At 33.4% G+C, this 15,513-nt stretch carries 16 protein-coding genes and 4 tRNA genes; 12 read left to right on the top strand and 8 right to left on the bottom strand.

Features of this window, described 5'->3' with window-relative positions:
• From PHS07_02835 to PHS07_02810, 6 genes are all read left to right on the top strand, one after another.
• The gene (locus PHS07_02835; protein ID MDD4607241.1) at window positions 1–1,146 is read left to right on the top strand and encodes a hypothetical protein; all 1,146 of its coding nucleotides are present in this window, start codon (window positions 1–3) and stop codon (window positions 1,144–1,146) included.
• 199 nt (window positions 1,147–1,345) lie between these two features.
• The gene (gene trxA, locus PHS07_02830; protein MDD4607240.1) at window positions 1,346–1,675 is read left to right on the top strand and encodes a thioredoxin; all 330 of its coding nucleotides are present in this window, start codon (window positions 1,346–1,348) and stop codon (window positions 1,673–1,675) included.
• A gap of 100 nt (window positions 1,676–1,775) precedes the next feature.
• Complete coding sequence (locus PHS07_02825) at window positions 1,776–2,921, top strand: cysteine desulfurase family protein (protein MDD4607239.1); 1,146 nt, start codon at window positions 1,776–1,778, stop codon at window positions 2,919–2,921.
• A gap of 285 nt (window positions 2,922–3,206) precedes the next feature.
• A complete protein-coding gene (locus PHS07_02820) occupies window positions 3,207–3,587 on the top strand; it encodes an iron-sulfur cluster assembly scaffold protein (GenBank protein ID MDD4607238.1) in 381 nt (126 codons plus the stop codon).
• Window positions 3,568–3,774, top strand: a complete 207-nt coding sequence (locus PHS07_02815; protein ID MDD4607237.1) for a DUF1858 domain-containing protein — start codon at window positions 3,568–3,570, stop codon at window positions 3,772–3,774. Before PHS07_02820 ends, PHS07_02815 begins: the two co-directional genes overlap by 20 nt.
• A 92-nt stretch (window positions 3,775–3,866) precedes the next feature.
• A complete protein-coding gene (locus PHS07_02810) occupies window positions 3,867–4,025 on the top strand; it encodes a DUF5679 domain-containing protein (protein ID MDD4607236.1) in 159 nt (52 codons plus the stop codon).
• 114 nt (window positions 4,026–4,139) lie between these two features.
• Here the strand turns inward: PHS07_02810 and PHS07_02805 are convergent.
• From PHS07_02805 to PHS07_02770, 8 genes are all read right to left on the bottom strand, one after another.
• Window positions 4,140–4,214 (bottom strand) — tRNA-Gly (locus PHS07_02805).
• 13 nt (window positions 4,215–4,227) lie between these two features.
• Window positions 4,228–4,815 carry a CYTH domain-containing protein gene (locus tag PHS07_02800; GenBank protein MDD4607235.1) on the bottom strand — a complete coding sequence of 196 codons (588 nt, stop codon included), beginning with the start codon at window positions 4,813–4,815 and terminating at the stop codon, window positions 4,228–4,230.
• A 3-nt stretch (window positions 4,816–4,818) separates the two neighbouring features.
• Complete coding sequence (locus PHS07_02795) at window positions 4,819–6,693, bottom strand: hypothetical protein (protein ID MDD4607234.1); 1,875 nt, start codon at window positions 6,691–6,693, stop codon at window positions 4,819–4,821.
• Between the two features lie 24 nt (window positions 6,694–6,717).
• Window positions 6,718–6,794 (bottom strand) — tRNA-Pro (locus PHS07_02790).
• A 10-nt stretch (window positions 6,795–6,804) separates the two neighbouring features.
• Window positions 6,805–7,056, bottom strand: coding sequence for a GIY-YIG nuclease family protein (locus PHS07_02785; GenBank protein MDD4607233.1), 252 nt, complete (start codon window positions 7,054–7,056; stop codon window positions 6,805–6,807).
• Between the two features lie 329 nt (window positions 7,057–7,385).
• Window positions 7,386–7,460, bottom strand: a tRNA-Phe gene (locus PHS07_02780).
• 102 nt (window positions 7,461–7,562) lie between these two features.
• Window positions 7,563–7,639 (bottom strand) — tRNA-Ile (locus tag PHS07_02775).
• Between the two features lie 19 nt (window positions 7,640–7,658).
• The gene (locus PHS07_02770) at window positions 7,659–8,825 is read right to left on the bottom strand and encodes a hypothetical protein (GenBank protein ID MDD4607232.1); all 1,167 of its coding nucleotides are present in this window, start codon (window positions 8,823–8,825) and stop codon (window positions 7,659–7,661) included.
• A 108-nt stretch (window positions 8,826–8,933) separates the two neighbouring features.
• On the opposite strand from PHS07_02770, the gene infB reads away from it, so the two are divergent.
• The 6 genes from infB to PHS07_02740 all read left to right on the top strand — a co-directional run bounded on the left by infB (window position 8,934) and on the right by PHS07_02740 (window position 15,437).
• On the top strand, window positions 8,934–10,928 hold the full coding sequence (gene infB, locus PHS07_02765; protein MDD4607231.1) for a translation initiation factor IF-2: 1,995 nt from the start codon (window positions 8,934–8,936) through the stop codon (window positions 10,926–10,928).
• Window positions 10,929–10,930: 2 nt separating this feature from the next.
• A complete protein-coding gene (gene rbfA, locus PHS07_02760) occupies window positions 10,931–11,227 on the top strand; it encodes a 30S ribosome-binding factor RbfA (protein ID MDD4607230.1) in 297 nt (98 codons plus the stop codon).
• A gap of 16 nt (window positions 11,228–11,243) precedes the next feature.
• The gene (clpP, locus tag PHS07_02755; GenBank protein MDD4607229.1) at window positions 11,244–11,846 is read left to right on the top strand and encodes an ATP-dependent Clp endopeptidase proteolytic subunit ClpP; all 603 of its coding nucleotides are present in this window, start codon (window positions 11,244–11,246) and stop codon (window positions 11,844–11,846) included.
• A 178-nt stretch (window positions 11,847–12,024) separates the two neighbouring features.
• Window positions 12,025–13,548 (top strand): ribonuclease Y, encoded by a 1,524-nt coding sequence (rny, locus tag PHS07_02750; GenBank protein ID MDD4607228.1) that lies wholly within the window; start codon window positions 12,025–12,027, stop codon window positions 13,546–13,548.
• 268 nt (window positions 13,549–13,816) lie between these two features.
• The gene (locus PHS07_02745; GenBank protein ID MDD4607227.1) at window positions 13,817–14,458 is read left to right on the top strand and encodes an MFS transporter; all 642 of its coding nucleotides are present in this window, start codon (window positions 13,817–13,819) and stop codon (window positions 14,456–14,458) included.
• Between the two features lie 37 nt (window positions 14,459–14,495).
• Window positions 14,496–15,437, top strand: a complete 942-nt coding sequence (locus PHS07_02740) for a hypothetical protein (protein ID MDD4607226.1) — start codon at window positions 14,496–14,498, stop codon at window positions 15,435–15,437.
• Window positions 15,438–15,513: the final 76 nt, after the last annotated feature.

Raw genomic sequence — 15,513 nt, 5'->3', positions numbered from 1 at the left:
ATGAAAAAATTATTTTTAAGTTTAGTTTTAATCTTAGTCAGCTTAACTTGGCTGCCTAAATTAACTTTGGCACAAGAAATTAATAATGAAATTAATTTTTTTTATAGTGAGTCTTGCCCCCATTGTGCCCAAGAAAAAAGCTTTTTACAGAAAACAGAAAAAGAGGGTTGTGATTTAAAAATTAATTATTATTCATTGGCTCAATCAGAAAATGTTGATCTGCTAAAAAGTTTTTATCAGCAATATAATGTGCCTCAAAATATCCATGGCTTGGTACCAATAACTTTTATCCAAGATGAATACCTTTTAGGTTTTGGCCAAACAACTCAAATTAACCTACAAAATAAAATTGATTATCTAACTGATCAACAACAAGAATCTAATACTGAATGTCAAGATGATGACGAAAATGATATTCATCTACCAATTATTGGCCACATAGATATTGAAAAATATTCCTTACCAATTTTAGCAGTTATGTTCGGCTTTTTTGATGGTTTTAATGTGTGCTCTCTGGGTGCTTTGGTTTTTATTTTAGGTCTAGTTTTGACCCTAAAATCACGTAAAAAAATATTTGGTCTAGGTTTAACTTTTATTTTAACAACGGCTATTTTATATGGTTTATTGATTGGCTTTTGGTATAAACTTTTTAATATTTTAGGTAATTATTTGCGCTCCATGGAAGTTGTAATTGGTTGTCTTGGCTTAATCGGCGGAATTTATTTAATTTATCAATTTATTCGTATGTTAAAATATGGCCCCAATTGTGGTATGAGTCAGGCTATGACTAAAATTTCAACTAAATTAAAATCTGCCTTCACCCAACCCAGTCGCACCTTAAGTCTCGTTGGCGCGATTATTGTTTTTGCTGGTGTTATTACCTTAATTGAGTTCCCTTGCTCAGCCGCCTTACCACTTTTTTATGCCGGCCTGCTCTCTCAAGCTAATTTAACTGCCCTAAGCTATGTTTTGTGTATTACCTTATTTGTCTTTTTCTATATGTTGGATGAAATTGTAATTTTTGTTATCGCGGTTTTTACTATGAAAATTAGATTGGGTTCGCAAAAATTTGTTGTGTGGATTACTTTGATTGAGGCAATACTACTTTTAGGTTTAGGTTTTTATTATTTAATTGGTATAAATTAATTTAAAAGCTGTCATTCTGGAAGGAGCCTGCCGATTCAGCAGGCGACTGATAGAATCCCGTGAGGTTTGCAAAAAACACTTTAAAACATTGGTTCGTTACCTGCCTGCCGGCAGGCAGGTCTCACGGGATTCTTCATTTCACTTCGTTAAATTCAGAATGACAAAAAACTATAATTCTTAATTAATAATCAATAATCTTATGTCACAAGCATTAAATATTTCTCAGGATAATTTTGAGTCTGAAGTTTTAAAATCAGACTTACCTGTTTTGGTTGATTTTTGGGCACCATGGTGTGGCCCTTGCCAAATGATGGGACCAATTTTAGATGAACTCGCTCAAGATTTAGTTGATAAAGTTAAAATTGTAAAAGTTGATATTAGTGCCGAAGCTAACCAACAATTAGTTGAAGAATATCAAATTCAAAGCATTCCAGCGATGAAATTATTCAAAAATGGCATCTCTATTAAAGAATTTGTTGGTTTAAGACAAAAAGATGCCTTAAAAAACGATATCCTAAATACATTGTAAAACACATTATTAAAAGCCATTTTAAATTTTTGAAATGGCTTTTAAAATTGAAAAAAAAACTGTTCTATGCTATATTTAAAACAATCTTAAATAAAATTTTATGAAACATATTTATTTTGATAACGCGGCCACAACCCAAACTGATCTGCAAGTTGTTAAAGCTATGCAACCATATTTAATGAATTTTTATGGCAATGCCTCCTCATTGCACACTTGTGGTTTAAAATCTAAAAAGGATTTAGAAAAAAGTCGTTTAATTATTGCTCAATCAATCAAGGCCAAACCTAACGAAATAATTTTTACTTCTGGCGGAACTGAAAGTGATAATTTAGCCTTGAAAGGGATCGCTTGGGCTAATAAAAAAAAGGGTAATCATCTTATTACCACTCAAATTGAACATAAAGCTGTTTTAAACTCTTGTAAATGGTTAACTACTCAAGGCTTTAAAATTACTTATTTGCCAGTTGATAAACACGGTTTTATTGATTTAAATGAACTCAAAAAAACCATCACTCCCAAAACTATTTTGATTTCAATTATTCATGCCAATAACGAAATTGGCACTCTTCAAGATTTAGAAGCTGTTGGTAAAATTTGTGCTCAACACAAAATCTATTTTCATACTGATGCTTGTCAAAGCTATACTAAAACCGAAATTGATGTTAAAAAATTTAATCTAGATTTGGTTAGTTTAAATGCTCATAAAATCCACGGGCCTAAAGGCATTGGCGCTTTGTATGTTAAAAATGGTACACAAATTGAACCTTGGCAACATGGCGGTAATCATGAACATAAATTAAGAGCCGGCACTGAAAACATTCCAGCAATCATTGGTTTTAGTAAAGCTGTTGAATTAGCCAAACAAAAAGATATTTTAAAAATGACTCAATTGCGTGATAAATTAATCAAAGAAATTCAAAAAATTCCTGATACATATTTAAACGGCCCAACCGGTAAAAAACGTTTGTGTAATAATATCAATTTTTCTTTCAAGGGTGTTGAAGGCGAATCTTTGGGTAAATTATTAGATGATAAAGGGATTGCCACTTCAACTGGGTCGGCTTGCTCGGCCTTAACCTTAGAACCAAGTTATATTTTAAAAGCTATTGGCTTATCTGATGAACTAGCTAATAGTAGCTTAAGAATTAGTTTAAGTCGTTTTAATACTTTAAAAGAGATTGATTATTTAATTAAAATTTTACCAAACATTATTCAAAAATTAAGAAAGATATCGCCGATTTACTAGTTAAAAAAATTTAGCAGAATGTCCGTGGGATTTAGGGTGGCAACTAACCAGCCGAACCGGAGGATATTTAAAAGTCTATTAACGCTAGAGATTGTCATTCTGTTTTGTAGTTGTCATTCTGAACTTGTTTCAGAATCTGTTGATGCTTTTTACCCTGTCAGAGCAAGAAACGTTTAACTTAATTACAGATGCTGAAATAAATTCAGCATGACACAAAGCCATAGATGTTCAGACGGAAATTCGGGATGACAAATAAAATTTAATTTTACATTTAAGATTTAATTTATGTATAACAAAAAAGTCATCAATCGCTTTAAAAATCCCAAATTCGCCGGAGAAATTAAAAACGCCGATGCCATCGGCGAAGTTGGCAATGTACGGTGTGGTGATATAATGAAAATATATTTAAAAATTAAAAATAATGTCATTCAAGACATTAAATTTATGACTTATGGTTGTCCGGCGGCCATTGCTGCCTCGGATATGTTATGCGAATTAGCCAAAGGCAAAACACTTAAACAAGCCTTAAAAATAAACGCACAAAAAATAACTAAAAATCTAGGCGAATTACCGCCGATTAAATATCACTGCTCTATTTTAGGCGGTGAAGCTCTAACTCAAGCTATTAATAATTATTTACAAACATATGACTCAAAAAATAAATAAAAATACAACTTTAGCTCAAGTTTTAACTAAGCCAGAATCTGTTGGAATTTTAGCTAAATATAAAGTACCGTGTATTTCTTGCCCTATGGCTCAAATGGAAATGCAAGTTTTAAAATTAGGTGATATTTGTAAAATGTATGATTTGGATTTAGATAATTTACTAAAAGATTTGAATAAATTAAAATAATTTGGTAAATTTAGCTTGAAAAAGTTATCAACTTTCATTTTTGGCTTAAATAAGCTAAAATAAAGGTAGTTTAATTATTAACAAATAATCTCATGGAAGCTTATTGCGTTAAATGCAAAGCTAAAAAAGAGATCAAAAACCCACAAGAAGTTATTATTGAAGGCAAAGGTGGAGTCAAAAGACGTGCCGCTACTGGAACTTGTCCAACTTGTGGCACAAAGATGTTTAAATTCTTGCCAAAACAAGATTAATTAAACTCTTTTCTCTTTATTCGCTAAACTAAAAAGTGTTTAGAATTTTTTGAAATTACACACAAAAATAGGCCATTGGCCTATTTTTGATTTATTTTGAATTCTAAATAATTTTGGAGCGGGTAAGGGGAATCGAACCCCTCTCATCAGCTTGGAAAGCTGAGGTAATAGCCACTATACGATACCCGCTTGCACTTTTATTTTATATCTTTTTCTGTGGTGGATTGTCAAAAGTGATCTCAGGTGTATGATTATTAATTTCATCGGCTGAAATGCCTAATTTCTTTTCGTAAACTACATGTACCGGCCCAAACAAAGCCTGCGAATAATCTAAATCTAAATCTTGTGAAATTTTTTTAACCAAAGCTTCGTCCTGAGCTTCAATTTCTATAAATGGCTCCAAGCCCGGCCAAGTATCAAGACAAATCTCACTATTTAAATATAACCACTCTTCTCTCTTGGTTTCTTGATAAGCCTTCTTTTTAGCCCCGGTCATCTCTAAAAGTTTAACTCCTTGCTCAAAATCATTAATTTCTAAACAAATTTCTTCCTGATCACTAATATCAACTTTTTCTTTTTGATAACCTAAAAATCTTTTATAACTTAAAGTAATTTTATGTCCTTCATCTCTAACTCGCATCCAACCTAATTCATCTTGTTTGGGTGGCCAAAAAATAACCCGACGCATCAATCTTTCTGGTTGAATTAATTTCGCTCCCAATTTTTCTAATTTTACACGCACCTCATCAATATCGACATCAACAAAGGTAGCTTCAAATTCAATTGACATAAATTATTTTTTTAAAAATTCTATAAAAGATTGTACCTGATCTTTTTTATCTTTCTCTTTTAATCCTTGAATAAATCCTTTTAAATTTTGTTTAACTTCTTTTGGTTTAATCTTTGAATTAGTATGAAAATTATTTAAAATGTCTTTGCCTATTTCACCTAAAACTTCAAATCCTTTTTTAGCATCGGTAATTTCATACTGACCCGACTCTGACATAACAATAACTCCTTGTTCTAAAAGCTTATCAAACATAGCTACTCCTGAATAATAATATATCCTATCTGCTTCACTTTTTTTATCTTTATTAGCTAAATAATCGCACATCGCACCCATCTTGGCTGAAAAATGCTTTTTAATTTCCGTTGAATCTAAATTAGCTTCAATGGCTTTTTGATAAAAAAATTCAGCCCCAAGTGTTTCAGCTTTTAATTCTTCTAAAACATCTGCATTAAAACCAGTGCCAATTCTTTTAAGAACTTTTTTATCTTCCCAACTCGCAACACTGTGACCAATTTCATGACGAACAGTTTCATCAACTGCCAATTTTGTATAATCAGCTTGATCGGTTTTCATTTCTAAGAATGTTTTTTGTAAAAGTGGCAACTCTCTAACTATCGCCACATCAGCTACGGAATTAACATGAGAAGATATTGTTTTTTCGTCTGATTCGCCTCTTGTCATCCAAAAAAGATCTGACCCAAAAGCAAAAGGTTGATAATTTAAATTTACCTCAGGAATTTTATACTTTTCATCTAGTCCTGTATCAACTTTATCTAGCATGAACTGTGCTGTTTGTCGATAACTTTGAAACTCATTTTCCATCTCTCGTGTTTCTAAAGTTTTTACGCCTAACCTTAATTCTATATCAACTTTTGAAGCATCGCCTGCCACTGAAGCATTTCCTTGAGGAATAACCATAAGTGGACATTCGCTTTGACTTATTTTCCCAAATTGTGCATATAATTCCTTCCAATTTTTATCCAAAGTTTCAAAAGTAACTTCTTCTGATATATAGTTTCGAGAAATATTTTCTAAATAATCTGGCAAATTATTATAAGCTTCTGGTAATTTACCTTGATCTAAAAATTTTCTAACTTTTTGTGACAAAAAATTAAAACCCACATCTATTCTTTTGAACTCAAAAGGAAAAACATCAATATATGGTTTTAAATCAATTTTGTCTGGTTGATCTGATTTAAATTCATAAACACATTCTGAGCCTGGATCATCTTCAAATTGTGTTTTTTCTTGACCGCCAGGTCGATCAGCCATTTCAATTTGTTTAACATAAGCATGATCAATATATTTTCCAAAAATCCCAGCCGCATCAAGTAAAATTTCCATTTCTGATTTATTAATACCAAGTATTTCAAATTGCTCGTCAGACATTTCTTTCATCCAATGACGAGTTAAAACTACACGAGCCAATTGTCTTTCTGATGCCGAAAGAACCAACTCTCGCCAAGCCTCTGGCTTTATATTTCTCAAAGATTCTAAAACGCCAAATTGATTAATTTTTAATTTTTCTTCTAATTCTTCAGGATTGGATAATAAAAATTTAATTTCCTTATTGCTTTTATGATTAGGAATTTCATCAGCCCATTTTTTTAAATCTTCGCTTAAAACCCCTGTCGCATATTTTTCCCATCTTTGATCTACTTGATCTTTAGCTTGGTTAAAAAAATCTTCAATACCTTTTACGTTTTCATTGGGATATTCTGGCCAGCCTTCTGTTTCAATCGATTCGCATAATTTATCTCTAAATTCTCGACTTACTTGAATATATTCTGGTAAATCATTAAAATTTTCTTGATTTAAAACGTCAAGTCTATTTGTTTCATCTGGTAAAAATTCCTGAGTTATTTTCTCTGGATTCATATATTTATTATTTTATCATTAATTTGGTCGGAGTGGCGGGACTCGAACCCGCGATCTCTTGCTCCCAAAGCAAGCGCCTTAAGCCACTAGGCCACACTCCGAAATAACCAATTATAAACTATTTTCAATTCTTTTTCTAAGTTGCGCGTAAGCACGGCTTTTTAATTTTAAATTATGCTCTCTCCTTCTGGCATCTGCTTCTGATTTATAGGCTTCATAATAAATTAATTCAAACGGTATCCTTGGTTTTGTTGATTTAACTAAACCCTTATTATGTTCATTAAATCTTCTTTTTAAATCATTAGTTGAACCAATATACGTCATGTTGTCTTTTTGGCTTTTAATTACGTACACATAAAACATAATTATATTGTAATATATTGCTAGTGAGTTGGCACTAAAGACATCACATCAACTTTTTTAAAGATATAGGTGATATTGAAGACACCACATCAACTTTTTAAAAAAATGTATAGTGGTGTCAAGGACATCCACGTCAACTTTTTAAAAAAATGTATAGTGGTGTCAAGGACATCCACGTCAACTTTTTAAAAAAATGTATAGTGGTGTCAAGGACATCCACGTCAACTTTTTAAAAAAATGTATAGTGGTGTCAAGGACATCCACGTCAACTTTTTAAAAAAATGTATAGTGGTGCCGGGGCACCACACCAACTTTTCCAAAGTTGGTAGTGGTGCCGGGGGGCAGAATCGGACTGCCGACACGATGATTTTCAGTCATCTGCTCTACCACTGAGCTACCCCGGCGGAAAAAACTTATAACTTACAACTCGTAACCGATAACAACATTTAACTTTATCACAACTTCATATTAAAAACAATCTTGCGATTATGAGTTATCAGTTATTCTGGTGGGCGCAGATGGACTCGAACCATCGACCCCCACGTTATAAGCGTGGTGCTCTAACCAACTGAGCTATGCGCCCTCAAAAAACATTTTATTATTTATGATCTCATTTTAGTTTCTATCAGTTTAGTTAAAATATCTTCAATTTCTAAAATACTGCCGTTTTCAAATGTTAATTTAACTTTTTGACTGTCGCCTTGAGGTGAGAAATCTTCAGTGATTTTCAATAAATCAATTTTACTGTCTCGTGATTTTAAATAAACATTAACTTGATTGTTTTTTTGCCTAAAAATAGCAACAACTTGAGCTTGTGACAAACTAGCATAAAGCTCTTTAATAATGTCCCAAAAAACTACTTCTTCCTGCTCCGTTGAATTTAAACCATCTAAGCCACTTTTCAAAATATCTTCATCTGAAATTAATGACCAAGCAATCTTTCCATCGCGAGAATTTTTTAATCTCGCTAAAACTCTACCCCATAATTTTAAAACGGCGACGGAACGACTTTCAAATAATTTCTCCATAATTTTCCTTTTGTCAGCTCCAAAAGAAATTAGTTGGCTGGCTGCCAATAAAGTGTGTTGGCTCGTGCTAGCCGAACGAAAAGCGTTAGTTGCTGCAATCATCGCTGCCAATAAACTCGTGGCCATGTCTTTATCAATTAGCTCTTGGTTATAGCCACGCATAATTTTATAAATCACTTCTCCCAACGAAGCTGAGTTAACATCAATAATATTTAAAATTCCAAAATTGTCATTATTGGCATGATAATCAAAATTAATTATTGCCGTCTTATCAAAAAAATCTTTATGTGTAGTATAAACAGTGTCCAAGTCAGATAAATGTTGACAACCCAAAACAAAAATCAAGTCGTAGTTATAACCGTCTAAACTTAAAGCAATATCATTTTTTTGAATAGTTCGATCTTGTGGAGATAAATAAATGTTTAATTTATTATCAATCGTTTCATAGCTTAATTCGCCAATTTTATTGTCTTGAGATTGGATAGAAATAACTAAATCCCGAATTAAATTCAACTTCGATTGAATTTGATCTAAACATTTTAAAAAATCATACTTTTTAGGAATTTCTATACCATCAGCGACTATATCGACATGTAATTGTCGATCGCATTTAGATAAAAAATTTATCCAAGCCAAACTTGAAGCTAACATATCACCATCAAAATCAGCTGGAAAAATAACTAAAATTCTGGTTGATTTTTTAATCAATTCTTGCAATTTTTTAATTAAGTCTGAGGCCATAATTTATTTGTTTATATTAAATCTTATTTTAACTTATTCTGATAATAAAATCAAGTTTTTTAATTTATTAATTGACTTATTTGGTTTAAAAGAGTACAATAGGAACATATGAATATCACTGAATTAGCTAGAAAACTAAAAACCTCAACCCAAGAGTTGCGCGAAAAAATTCCTCAGCTTGGTTTTGATGTGGGGGAAAAAGCCATTCAGGTCGATGATAAAATTGCTGAAAAAATCATTCAAGTCTGGAAAGATTATCAAGAGCAGGAGAAGCTTAAAAGTATTAGTCAAAAAATTGAAATACAAGATCAACTTAAAGAAAAAAAAGCTGAAGCTAAAGCTGACCAACCACCAGTCAGTCTACCTAAGGTCATCACTGTTAATGATTTAGCCGATAGACTTAATTTATCGGTTGTAAAAGTTATCAGTGAACTAATGCGCAACGGTATTATGGCAACAATTAATGACAATATTGATTTTGAAACTGCAGCTATTATTGTTGAGGATTTAGGATTTAGAGTGACGGAACAGTCTCTAGAAGAAAAAAAGATTAGAAAAATTAATGCTAAGGATCTTATTGCTCAACACCTTGATCAAAATTTAAGCTCTAAAACGCCAGTGGTAACAATTATGGGCCACATCGATCATGGTAAAACAACTTTATTAGATGCTATTCGTAAAACTCACGTTACTCAATCAGAACAAGGAGGTATTACCCAACACATTTCAGCTTATCAGGTTGAAAAGAAAAATAAACTTATTACTTTTATTGATACACCTGGACATGCGGCTTTTAAAAAAATGCGTTCCCGCGGTGGCACTATTGCCGATATCGCTATTTTAATCGTGGCGGCCGAGGAAGGTTTAAAGCCCCAAACCATGGAATCGATTAAAATTATTCAAGAAGAAAATCTGATGATGCTAGTGGCTATTAATAAAGTTGACAAACCCGAGGCCAACGTTGATCAAGTTAAAAAACAGTTATCTGAAATTAACCTAACTCCAGAAGACTGGGGCGGAAAAACAATTTGCGTGCCAATTTCAGCCAAAACCGGACAAGGCATTGATGATTTATTAGATATGATTTTGTTGATTGTTGATATGGAAAAAGAAAAAATTATGGCTGATCCCAATGGCCCGGTTTTAGGCACAATTATCGAGGCTCATCTAGATAAAAACGAAGGTCCACAAGCTATAGTTTTAATTCAAAGTGGTACTCTTAAAAAAAATGATATTGTTTTGGTTAATCAAGGTAGTGGCAAAATAAAGTCTTTAAAATTAACTAATGGCCAAGAAATTGAACAAGCTCTTCCCGGTACACCGGTTAAAATTTTAGGTTTAAAAAACACTCCGCAAGCTGGCGACATTTTAGAAAAAATTGATGACAAAAAAGATCTTAAAAAAAGAAAAAAGATAAAACAACAAGAAACTTTTGAACAAATTTTATCAATTAAAAACAAAACTACCGAAGAGTCCTCTGATAGAATTAATTTAAACTTGGTTTTAAAAGCTGATGTTATGGGTTCGCTTGAGGCCGTTGAAGAGGCTATTAATAAATTAGAACATCCTAAAATTAAAATTAATATTATTAAACGTGGTTTAGGTCAAATTAATGAAACCGACATTTTGCGTGCTGAAGTTAAGCATGGTCATGTTTTTGGCTTTAATACTCAAATTTCTACTTCTGCTGACCTATTAGCTAAAAATAAAAATATTCCAGTTAAAAATTTTGGTATTATTTATGAATTGATTGATGAAATTAAGGATTGCATGAATAAACTCATTCAACCCGAGTTTAAAACAATCGAAACCGGTCAATTAAAAGTTTTAAAAATTTTCCGCCAAGAAGCTAAACAAACTATTTTGGGCGGACAGGTTGTTAGTGGTAAAATCGAAAAGGGTAATCGCTGTTTAATCTTACGCGATCAAAAAGAAATTGGTTTAGGTAAGGTAAGTAAAATTCAAAAAAGCCAACAAGATATTCCTCAGGCTAATGCCGGTGAAGAGTGTGGCCTGCAATTTGAAGGTAAAACTCAAATTCAACCCGACGATATTCTGCGCGCCTTTAAAGAGGTTGAACAAGAAAAAAATACAATTCAATAATTATGACGGAACGTTTAGAAAAAATTAATATTTTAATTCGACAGCAATTAAGCCAAATTCTTGCTCGTGAGATTGAACTCCCTTTGGAAAGCTTTTTAACTATAACTCGAGTTGATACTAGTGATAATTTTAAAAACGCCGATATTTATATTAGTGTTTTTCCAGAAACTCAAGCTGGTACCACTTTAAAAATTTTAGAAAAAAATATTGGTCATCTTCAACGCAAGCTTAATCGTCAAATTAGATTAAAATGGATTCCACGTATTACTTTTAAATTTGAAACTTCTAACCCGGTTTAAATTAAAATTAAAAAATATGACATCTCAAATTCAAGCTCAAAATTTTCAACTTATTCCTACGGTAATTGAAAAATCATCTCGTGGTGAACGCGCTTATGATATTTACTCTCGCCTACTTAAAGAAAGAATTATTTTTTTAGGTAATCCGATTAACGATGCGGTAGCTAATACTATCATCGCCCAACTTTTATTTTTAGAAAGTGAAGATAAAAACAAAGATATTAAATTATATATCAACACGCCTGGTGGCATGGTAACTTCTGGCATGGCTATTTACGATACCATGCAATACATTAAACCTGATATTATGACTATTTGCATTGGCACGGCGGCGAGTATGGGTGCCGTTCTGCTGGCTGCCGGAGCTAAAGGTAAACGCCTTGCTTTGCCGAATGCCGAAATTATGCTTCACCAAGTCATGGGTGGCGCTGAAGGTCAAGCAATTGATGTTAAAATTCGAGCTGAGCATATTTTAAAAATTAAAGATAAAATTAATAAAATTTTATCCACACACACCGGCCAAAAATTAACTCAAATCGAACAAGATACTGATCGCGATTTCTTTTTAACATCTCAAGAAGCTTTAAAATATGGATTAATCGATAAGGTTATAAAATAAGAGTCTAAAAATTTGAAGGCAAGACTACAATTGTCTTCTTTTTTTTAAATTAATTTTCATCACCGCTTGATTGTTAATTAAATCTATGCTACAATAAAATAAATTTACGTTATTATTTAAATTTATAGTTTAAAAAATGTAAATTAAAATTAATAAATTATGTTTAAATTAAAATATTATGAACGATATTTTACCTTTGATTTTAGCCCTGGCCTTGCCAGTCGGCTTTGTGATTGGCTACTTTGTTCGTAAACTCATAGCTGCCCGCAATGCGGAATCAGCTGAAGCTAAGGCTATTGCCTTAATTAATGAAGCTAAAACTCAACACAAAGAATTACTTATCCAAGCCAAGGATAAGGCTTTAGTTATTATTGAAAAGGCTAAACAAGAAGAACAAGAAACTAAAAAAGACCTCCACTCTCAACAACAAAGACTAGAGAAGCGCGAAGAGGTTTTTGATAAAAAAATTCTTGACCTAGAAAATAAACAAGAGACTATCTTTAAAAAAACTGAGCAACTACGCAAAGAAGAAGAAAGCATCAAGGAAATTAAAGGGCAACAAATGGAAAAACTCCAAAAAATTGCCGGTTTAACCCAAGATGAAGCTAAAGATGTTTTATTAAAAAATACCGAACGTCAAATTAAAGACGATTTGGTTCAGCGTGTTCGTAAATTAGAAAATATTTCTCAAGAAGAATGGGACAACAAAGCACGACAAATTTTAACTCAAACCGTTGAACGTTGCGCTTCGTCAGTTACTCCCGAACTAACCACCACGACCGTCAGCTTACCATCGGACGAATTAAAGGGTCGTATTATTGGTCGTGAAGGTCGTAATATTAAAACTTTAGAACAATTAACTGGCACAGAAATTATAGTTGATGACACTCCAGAAACCGTGGTTATCTCTGGTTTTTCACCGATTCGTCGTCATTTAGCTAAAAGAGTTTTAGAAAAATTAATTTTGGATGGTCGTATTCATCCGGGTCGCATTGAAGAAATTGTTAAAAAAACTAAAGAAGAAATGGCTCGTGAGATTCGCAAAGCTGGTGAAGATGCAGTTTATGAAATGGGTGTAACTGGTTTAGATCCTAAACTGATTCAACTTTTAGGTCGTTTAAAATTCCGCTCATCCTATGGTCAGAATGTTCTACAACACTCAATTGAAGTTGCTAACCTCTCTGCCCTCTTGGCAGCTGAACTAGGAGCAGACGTCACCATTGCTAAAAAATCGGGTTTACTCCATGACATTGGTAAGGCTGTTGACCATGAAGTAATTGGTACTCATCCTGATATTGGCCGTGACTTGGGTAAAAAATTCGGTCTGTCAGAAGAAATTATCAATGGTATTGCCTATCACCACGAAGATCACCCACCTACACTCGAATCGGTCATTGTTAAAGTAGCTGATGCCATTTCTGGCGCTCGAGTTGGTGCGCGTAAAGATACTTATGAAGAATACATCAAACGTCTAGAGGAACTTGAAAATCTAGCTCGTGACTTTGATGGAGTTGATAAAACTTATGCTATTCAAGCTGGTCGCGAAATTCGCGTTTTTGTTATGCCCGAAGAAATTGATGATCTTCAAGCTCAAAAGCTCGCTCGTGAAATAGCTAATCGCATTGAAGAAGAACTCAAATATCCTGGCGAGATCAAGGTCAGCGTTATTCGTGAAAAACGCATTACTGAGTATGCAAGGTAAATAATAAATAGCCTATTTCTGTGTAATCATAACCATTTATGATTACAAATTTTAAGCTCATTTTTGGCTTAAATAAAGGCTCAATTTAATGAGTTTGTATAAACCCTGTTATATGAAATATGCTTTTCTTTTTACGGCTAACGCCTAACACTTTTCTATAATGAACAAATTTTATTTTTATTTTTTTAAGAGGGGGGTATATGGTGTTTTTCTCGCTCCTCTCGTCGCTCAGAAAACGATTTTATAAAATAAACAATTAATATAAACTATGAATAATAAAGTGAGTAGGACAATTCGTTTTTTAATCTTCTCTGATTTTTTTCTTTTCTTTGCGGTCGGCCTACTGGCACCCATATTCGCGGTATTTATTTTAGAAAATATCGAAAACAGGATTGAAGTGATCGGCTACGCGGTGGCTTGTTACTGGATCACAAGAGTTCTTATGGTAATGCCGATCAGCCGATTGATGGACAAAATAAAAGGCGAGCGAGACGAATATTCTTTTATGGTGGCCGGCACTTTTTTAATCGCGATTATCCCGCTATTTTATACGATATCCTCTCATCCATGGCATGTATATTTATTACAAATTTTTAACGGTCTCGCCTACTCTATGGCGGTTCCGGCTTGGCGTATAATTTTTACCAATCACATAGATAAAAAAATTGTTGGGTTTGAATGGTCGCTGGAAGATGTTGGCGTAGGTATAGCCACAGCATCAAGTGCCGCAATAGGCGCTATAATAGCCGATAAATTCGGTTTTAACATTCTTTTCGGAATAATAACTTTCTTCGGCATAATCAGCGCCACAATTTTATTGGTATTGGGCATAAGCAAGAGAAGTATCATTAAAACATTGATGCGTGACAAATCAGACAGGGCACCGTTGAAATTGGATAGTTTTAAATAGATGATTGTTACAAAAAAAGAATTGAAAAATTATAATTATGCCAATTTTACTTGATTCACTAAAACTTTTATTACTATTTATCGCCTTGGGCTGGTCGGCGAATTTTGCTGTAAAAAATATCAAGTATTTGGGCGCTGTTTTAAAAATTCGCTTGTTCGCGTTTGGAATTTTGCTCGGACTTATCACCAGCTTGCCCGAACTTTCTTTGGGTATAAACGCAACGATTGATCGCGCCACGGCTTTATCGGTTGGAAATTTGCTCGGTGGAATAATTGTTATGCTTGGCCTTATCTTGGGCGCAAGCCTGCTTCTCAATAGAAAGATAGCCACCGATGGACGTTTAGCTTCATTGATTCCGACAGTTTTGGTTATTTTTTCCCCAATTTTGTTTGGAGTTGACGGCAAATATAGTTTGTTTGACGGTATGGCGATGATTGGTCTATATGTCGGTCTGATTTTTTACTTGTATCACCTAAACCATTTTAGCAATCATAAACATATAGAAATACCCAATAGCAATCGGGTCGGCAAGTCAATTGTTTTGGCTATTGTCGGAATTATAGGCGTCCTTGTTGCTTCACATTGGATTGTTGGCATAACTTTGGATTTGCTAAATTATATTCAAGTTAGTCAATTGGTAATCGGACTTGTGGTTTTTTCGATTGGCACGAATCTGCCGGAAATAAGTATTGCCATTACTTCGTGGCGCAAAAAATCGTCAGAACTTTCTTTGAGTCATTTGCTTAGCTCGTCATTCACGAATGTGTTAGTCTTGGGAGTTTTGGCTCTTCTTCGTCCGATTATTTTTGATACCAATTCAGCCTTTTGGATAGTGGCCATATTTTTGGGAGTTATATTGACATTGTTCGCATATTTTTATCACAGCGGGAAAAAGATGGATCGGCGCGAAGGCCTTATTTTACTTATTGCGTATGTTTTATTTGTTACATTAAATATCTATTTAATTGGCAATCCTTAATAAATAATAAGGAGTCTTGGCTTCGGGGCATTCACCCCCAGCCCCTCTGCCCCTACGCCAAGACAAAAATAAAATT

The organism is Patescibacteria group bacterium (genome assembly GCA_028707495.1).
GTDB lineage: Bacteria > Patescibacteriota > Patescibacteriia > UBA2591 > JAQWAS01 > JAQWAS01.
This window is presented reverse-complemented; position numbering and strand designations above follow the sequence as displayed.

Excerpts from the sequence above, each read along its gene's own strand:
- PHS07_02835 (MDD4607241.1), top strand. The coding sequence starts at position 1 with ATGAAAAAATTATTTTTAAGTTTAGTTTTAATCTTAGTCAGCTTAACT.
- trxA (MDD4607240.1), top strand. The coding sequence starts at position 1,346 with ATGTCACAAGCATTAAATATTTCTCAGGATAATTTTGAGTCTGAAGTT.
- PHS07_02825 (MDD4607239.1), top strand. The coding sequence starts at position 1,776 with ATGAAACATATTTATTTTGATAACGCGGCCACAACCCAAACTGATCTG.
- PHS07_02820 (MDD4607238.1), top strand. The coding sequence starts at position 3,207 with ATGTATAACAAAAAAGTCATCAATCGCTTTAAAAATCCCAAATTCGCC.
- PHS07_02815 (MDD4607237.1), top strand. The coding sequence starts at position 3,568 with ATGACTCAAAAAATAAATAAAAATACAACTTTAGCTCAAGTTTTAACT.
- PHS07_02810 (MDD4607236.1), top strand. The coding sequence starts at position 3,867 with ATGGAAGCTTATTGCGTTAAATGCAAAGCTAAAAAAGAGATCAAAAAC.
- PHS07_02800 (MDD4607235.1), bottom strand. The coding sequence starts at position 4,815 with ATGTCAATTGAATTTGAAGCTACCTTTGTTGATGTCGATATTGATGAG.
- PHS07_02795 (MDD4607234.1), bottom strand. The coding sequence starts at position 6,693 with ATGAATCCAGAGAAAATAACTCAGGAATTTTTACCAGATGAAACAAAT.
- PHS07_02785 (MDD4607233.1), bottom strand. The coding sequence starts at position 7,056 with ATGTTTTATGTGTACGTAATTAAAAGCCAAAAAGACAACATGACGTAT.
- PHS07_02770 (MDD4607232.1), bottom strand. The coding sequence starts at position 8,825 with ATGGCCTCAGACTTAATTAAAAAATTGCAAGAATTGATTAAAAAATCA.
- infB (MDD4607231.1), top strand. The coding sequence starts at position 8,934 with ATGAATATCACTGAATTAGCTAGAAAACTAAAAACCTCAACCCAAGAG.
- rbfA (MDD4607230.1), top strand. The coding sequence starts at position 10,931 with ATGACGGAACGTTTAGAAAAAATTAATATTTTAATTCGACAGCAATTA.
- clpP (MDD4607229.1), top strand. The coding sequence starts at position 11,244 with ATGACATCTCAAATTCAAGCTCAAAATTTTCAACTTATTCCTACGGTA.
- rny (MDD4607228.1), top strand. The coding sequence starts at position 12,025 with ATGAACGATATTTTACCTTTGATTTTAGCCCTGGCCTTGCCAGTCGGC.
- PHS07_02745 (MDD4607227.1), top strand. The coding sequence starts at position 13,817 with ATGAATAATAAAGTGAGTAGGACAATTCGTTTTTTAATCTTCTCTGAT.
- PHS07_02740 (MDD4607226.1), top strand. The coding sequence starts at position 14,496 with ATGCCAATTTTACTTGATTCACTAAAACTTTTATTACTATTTATCGCC.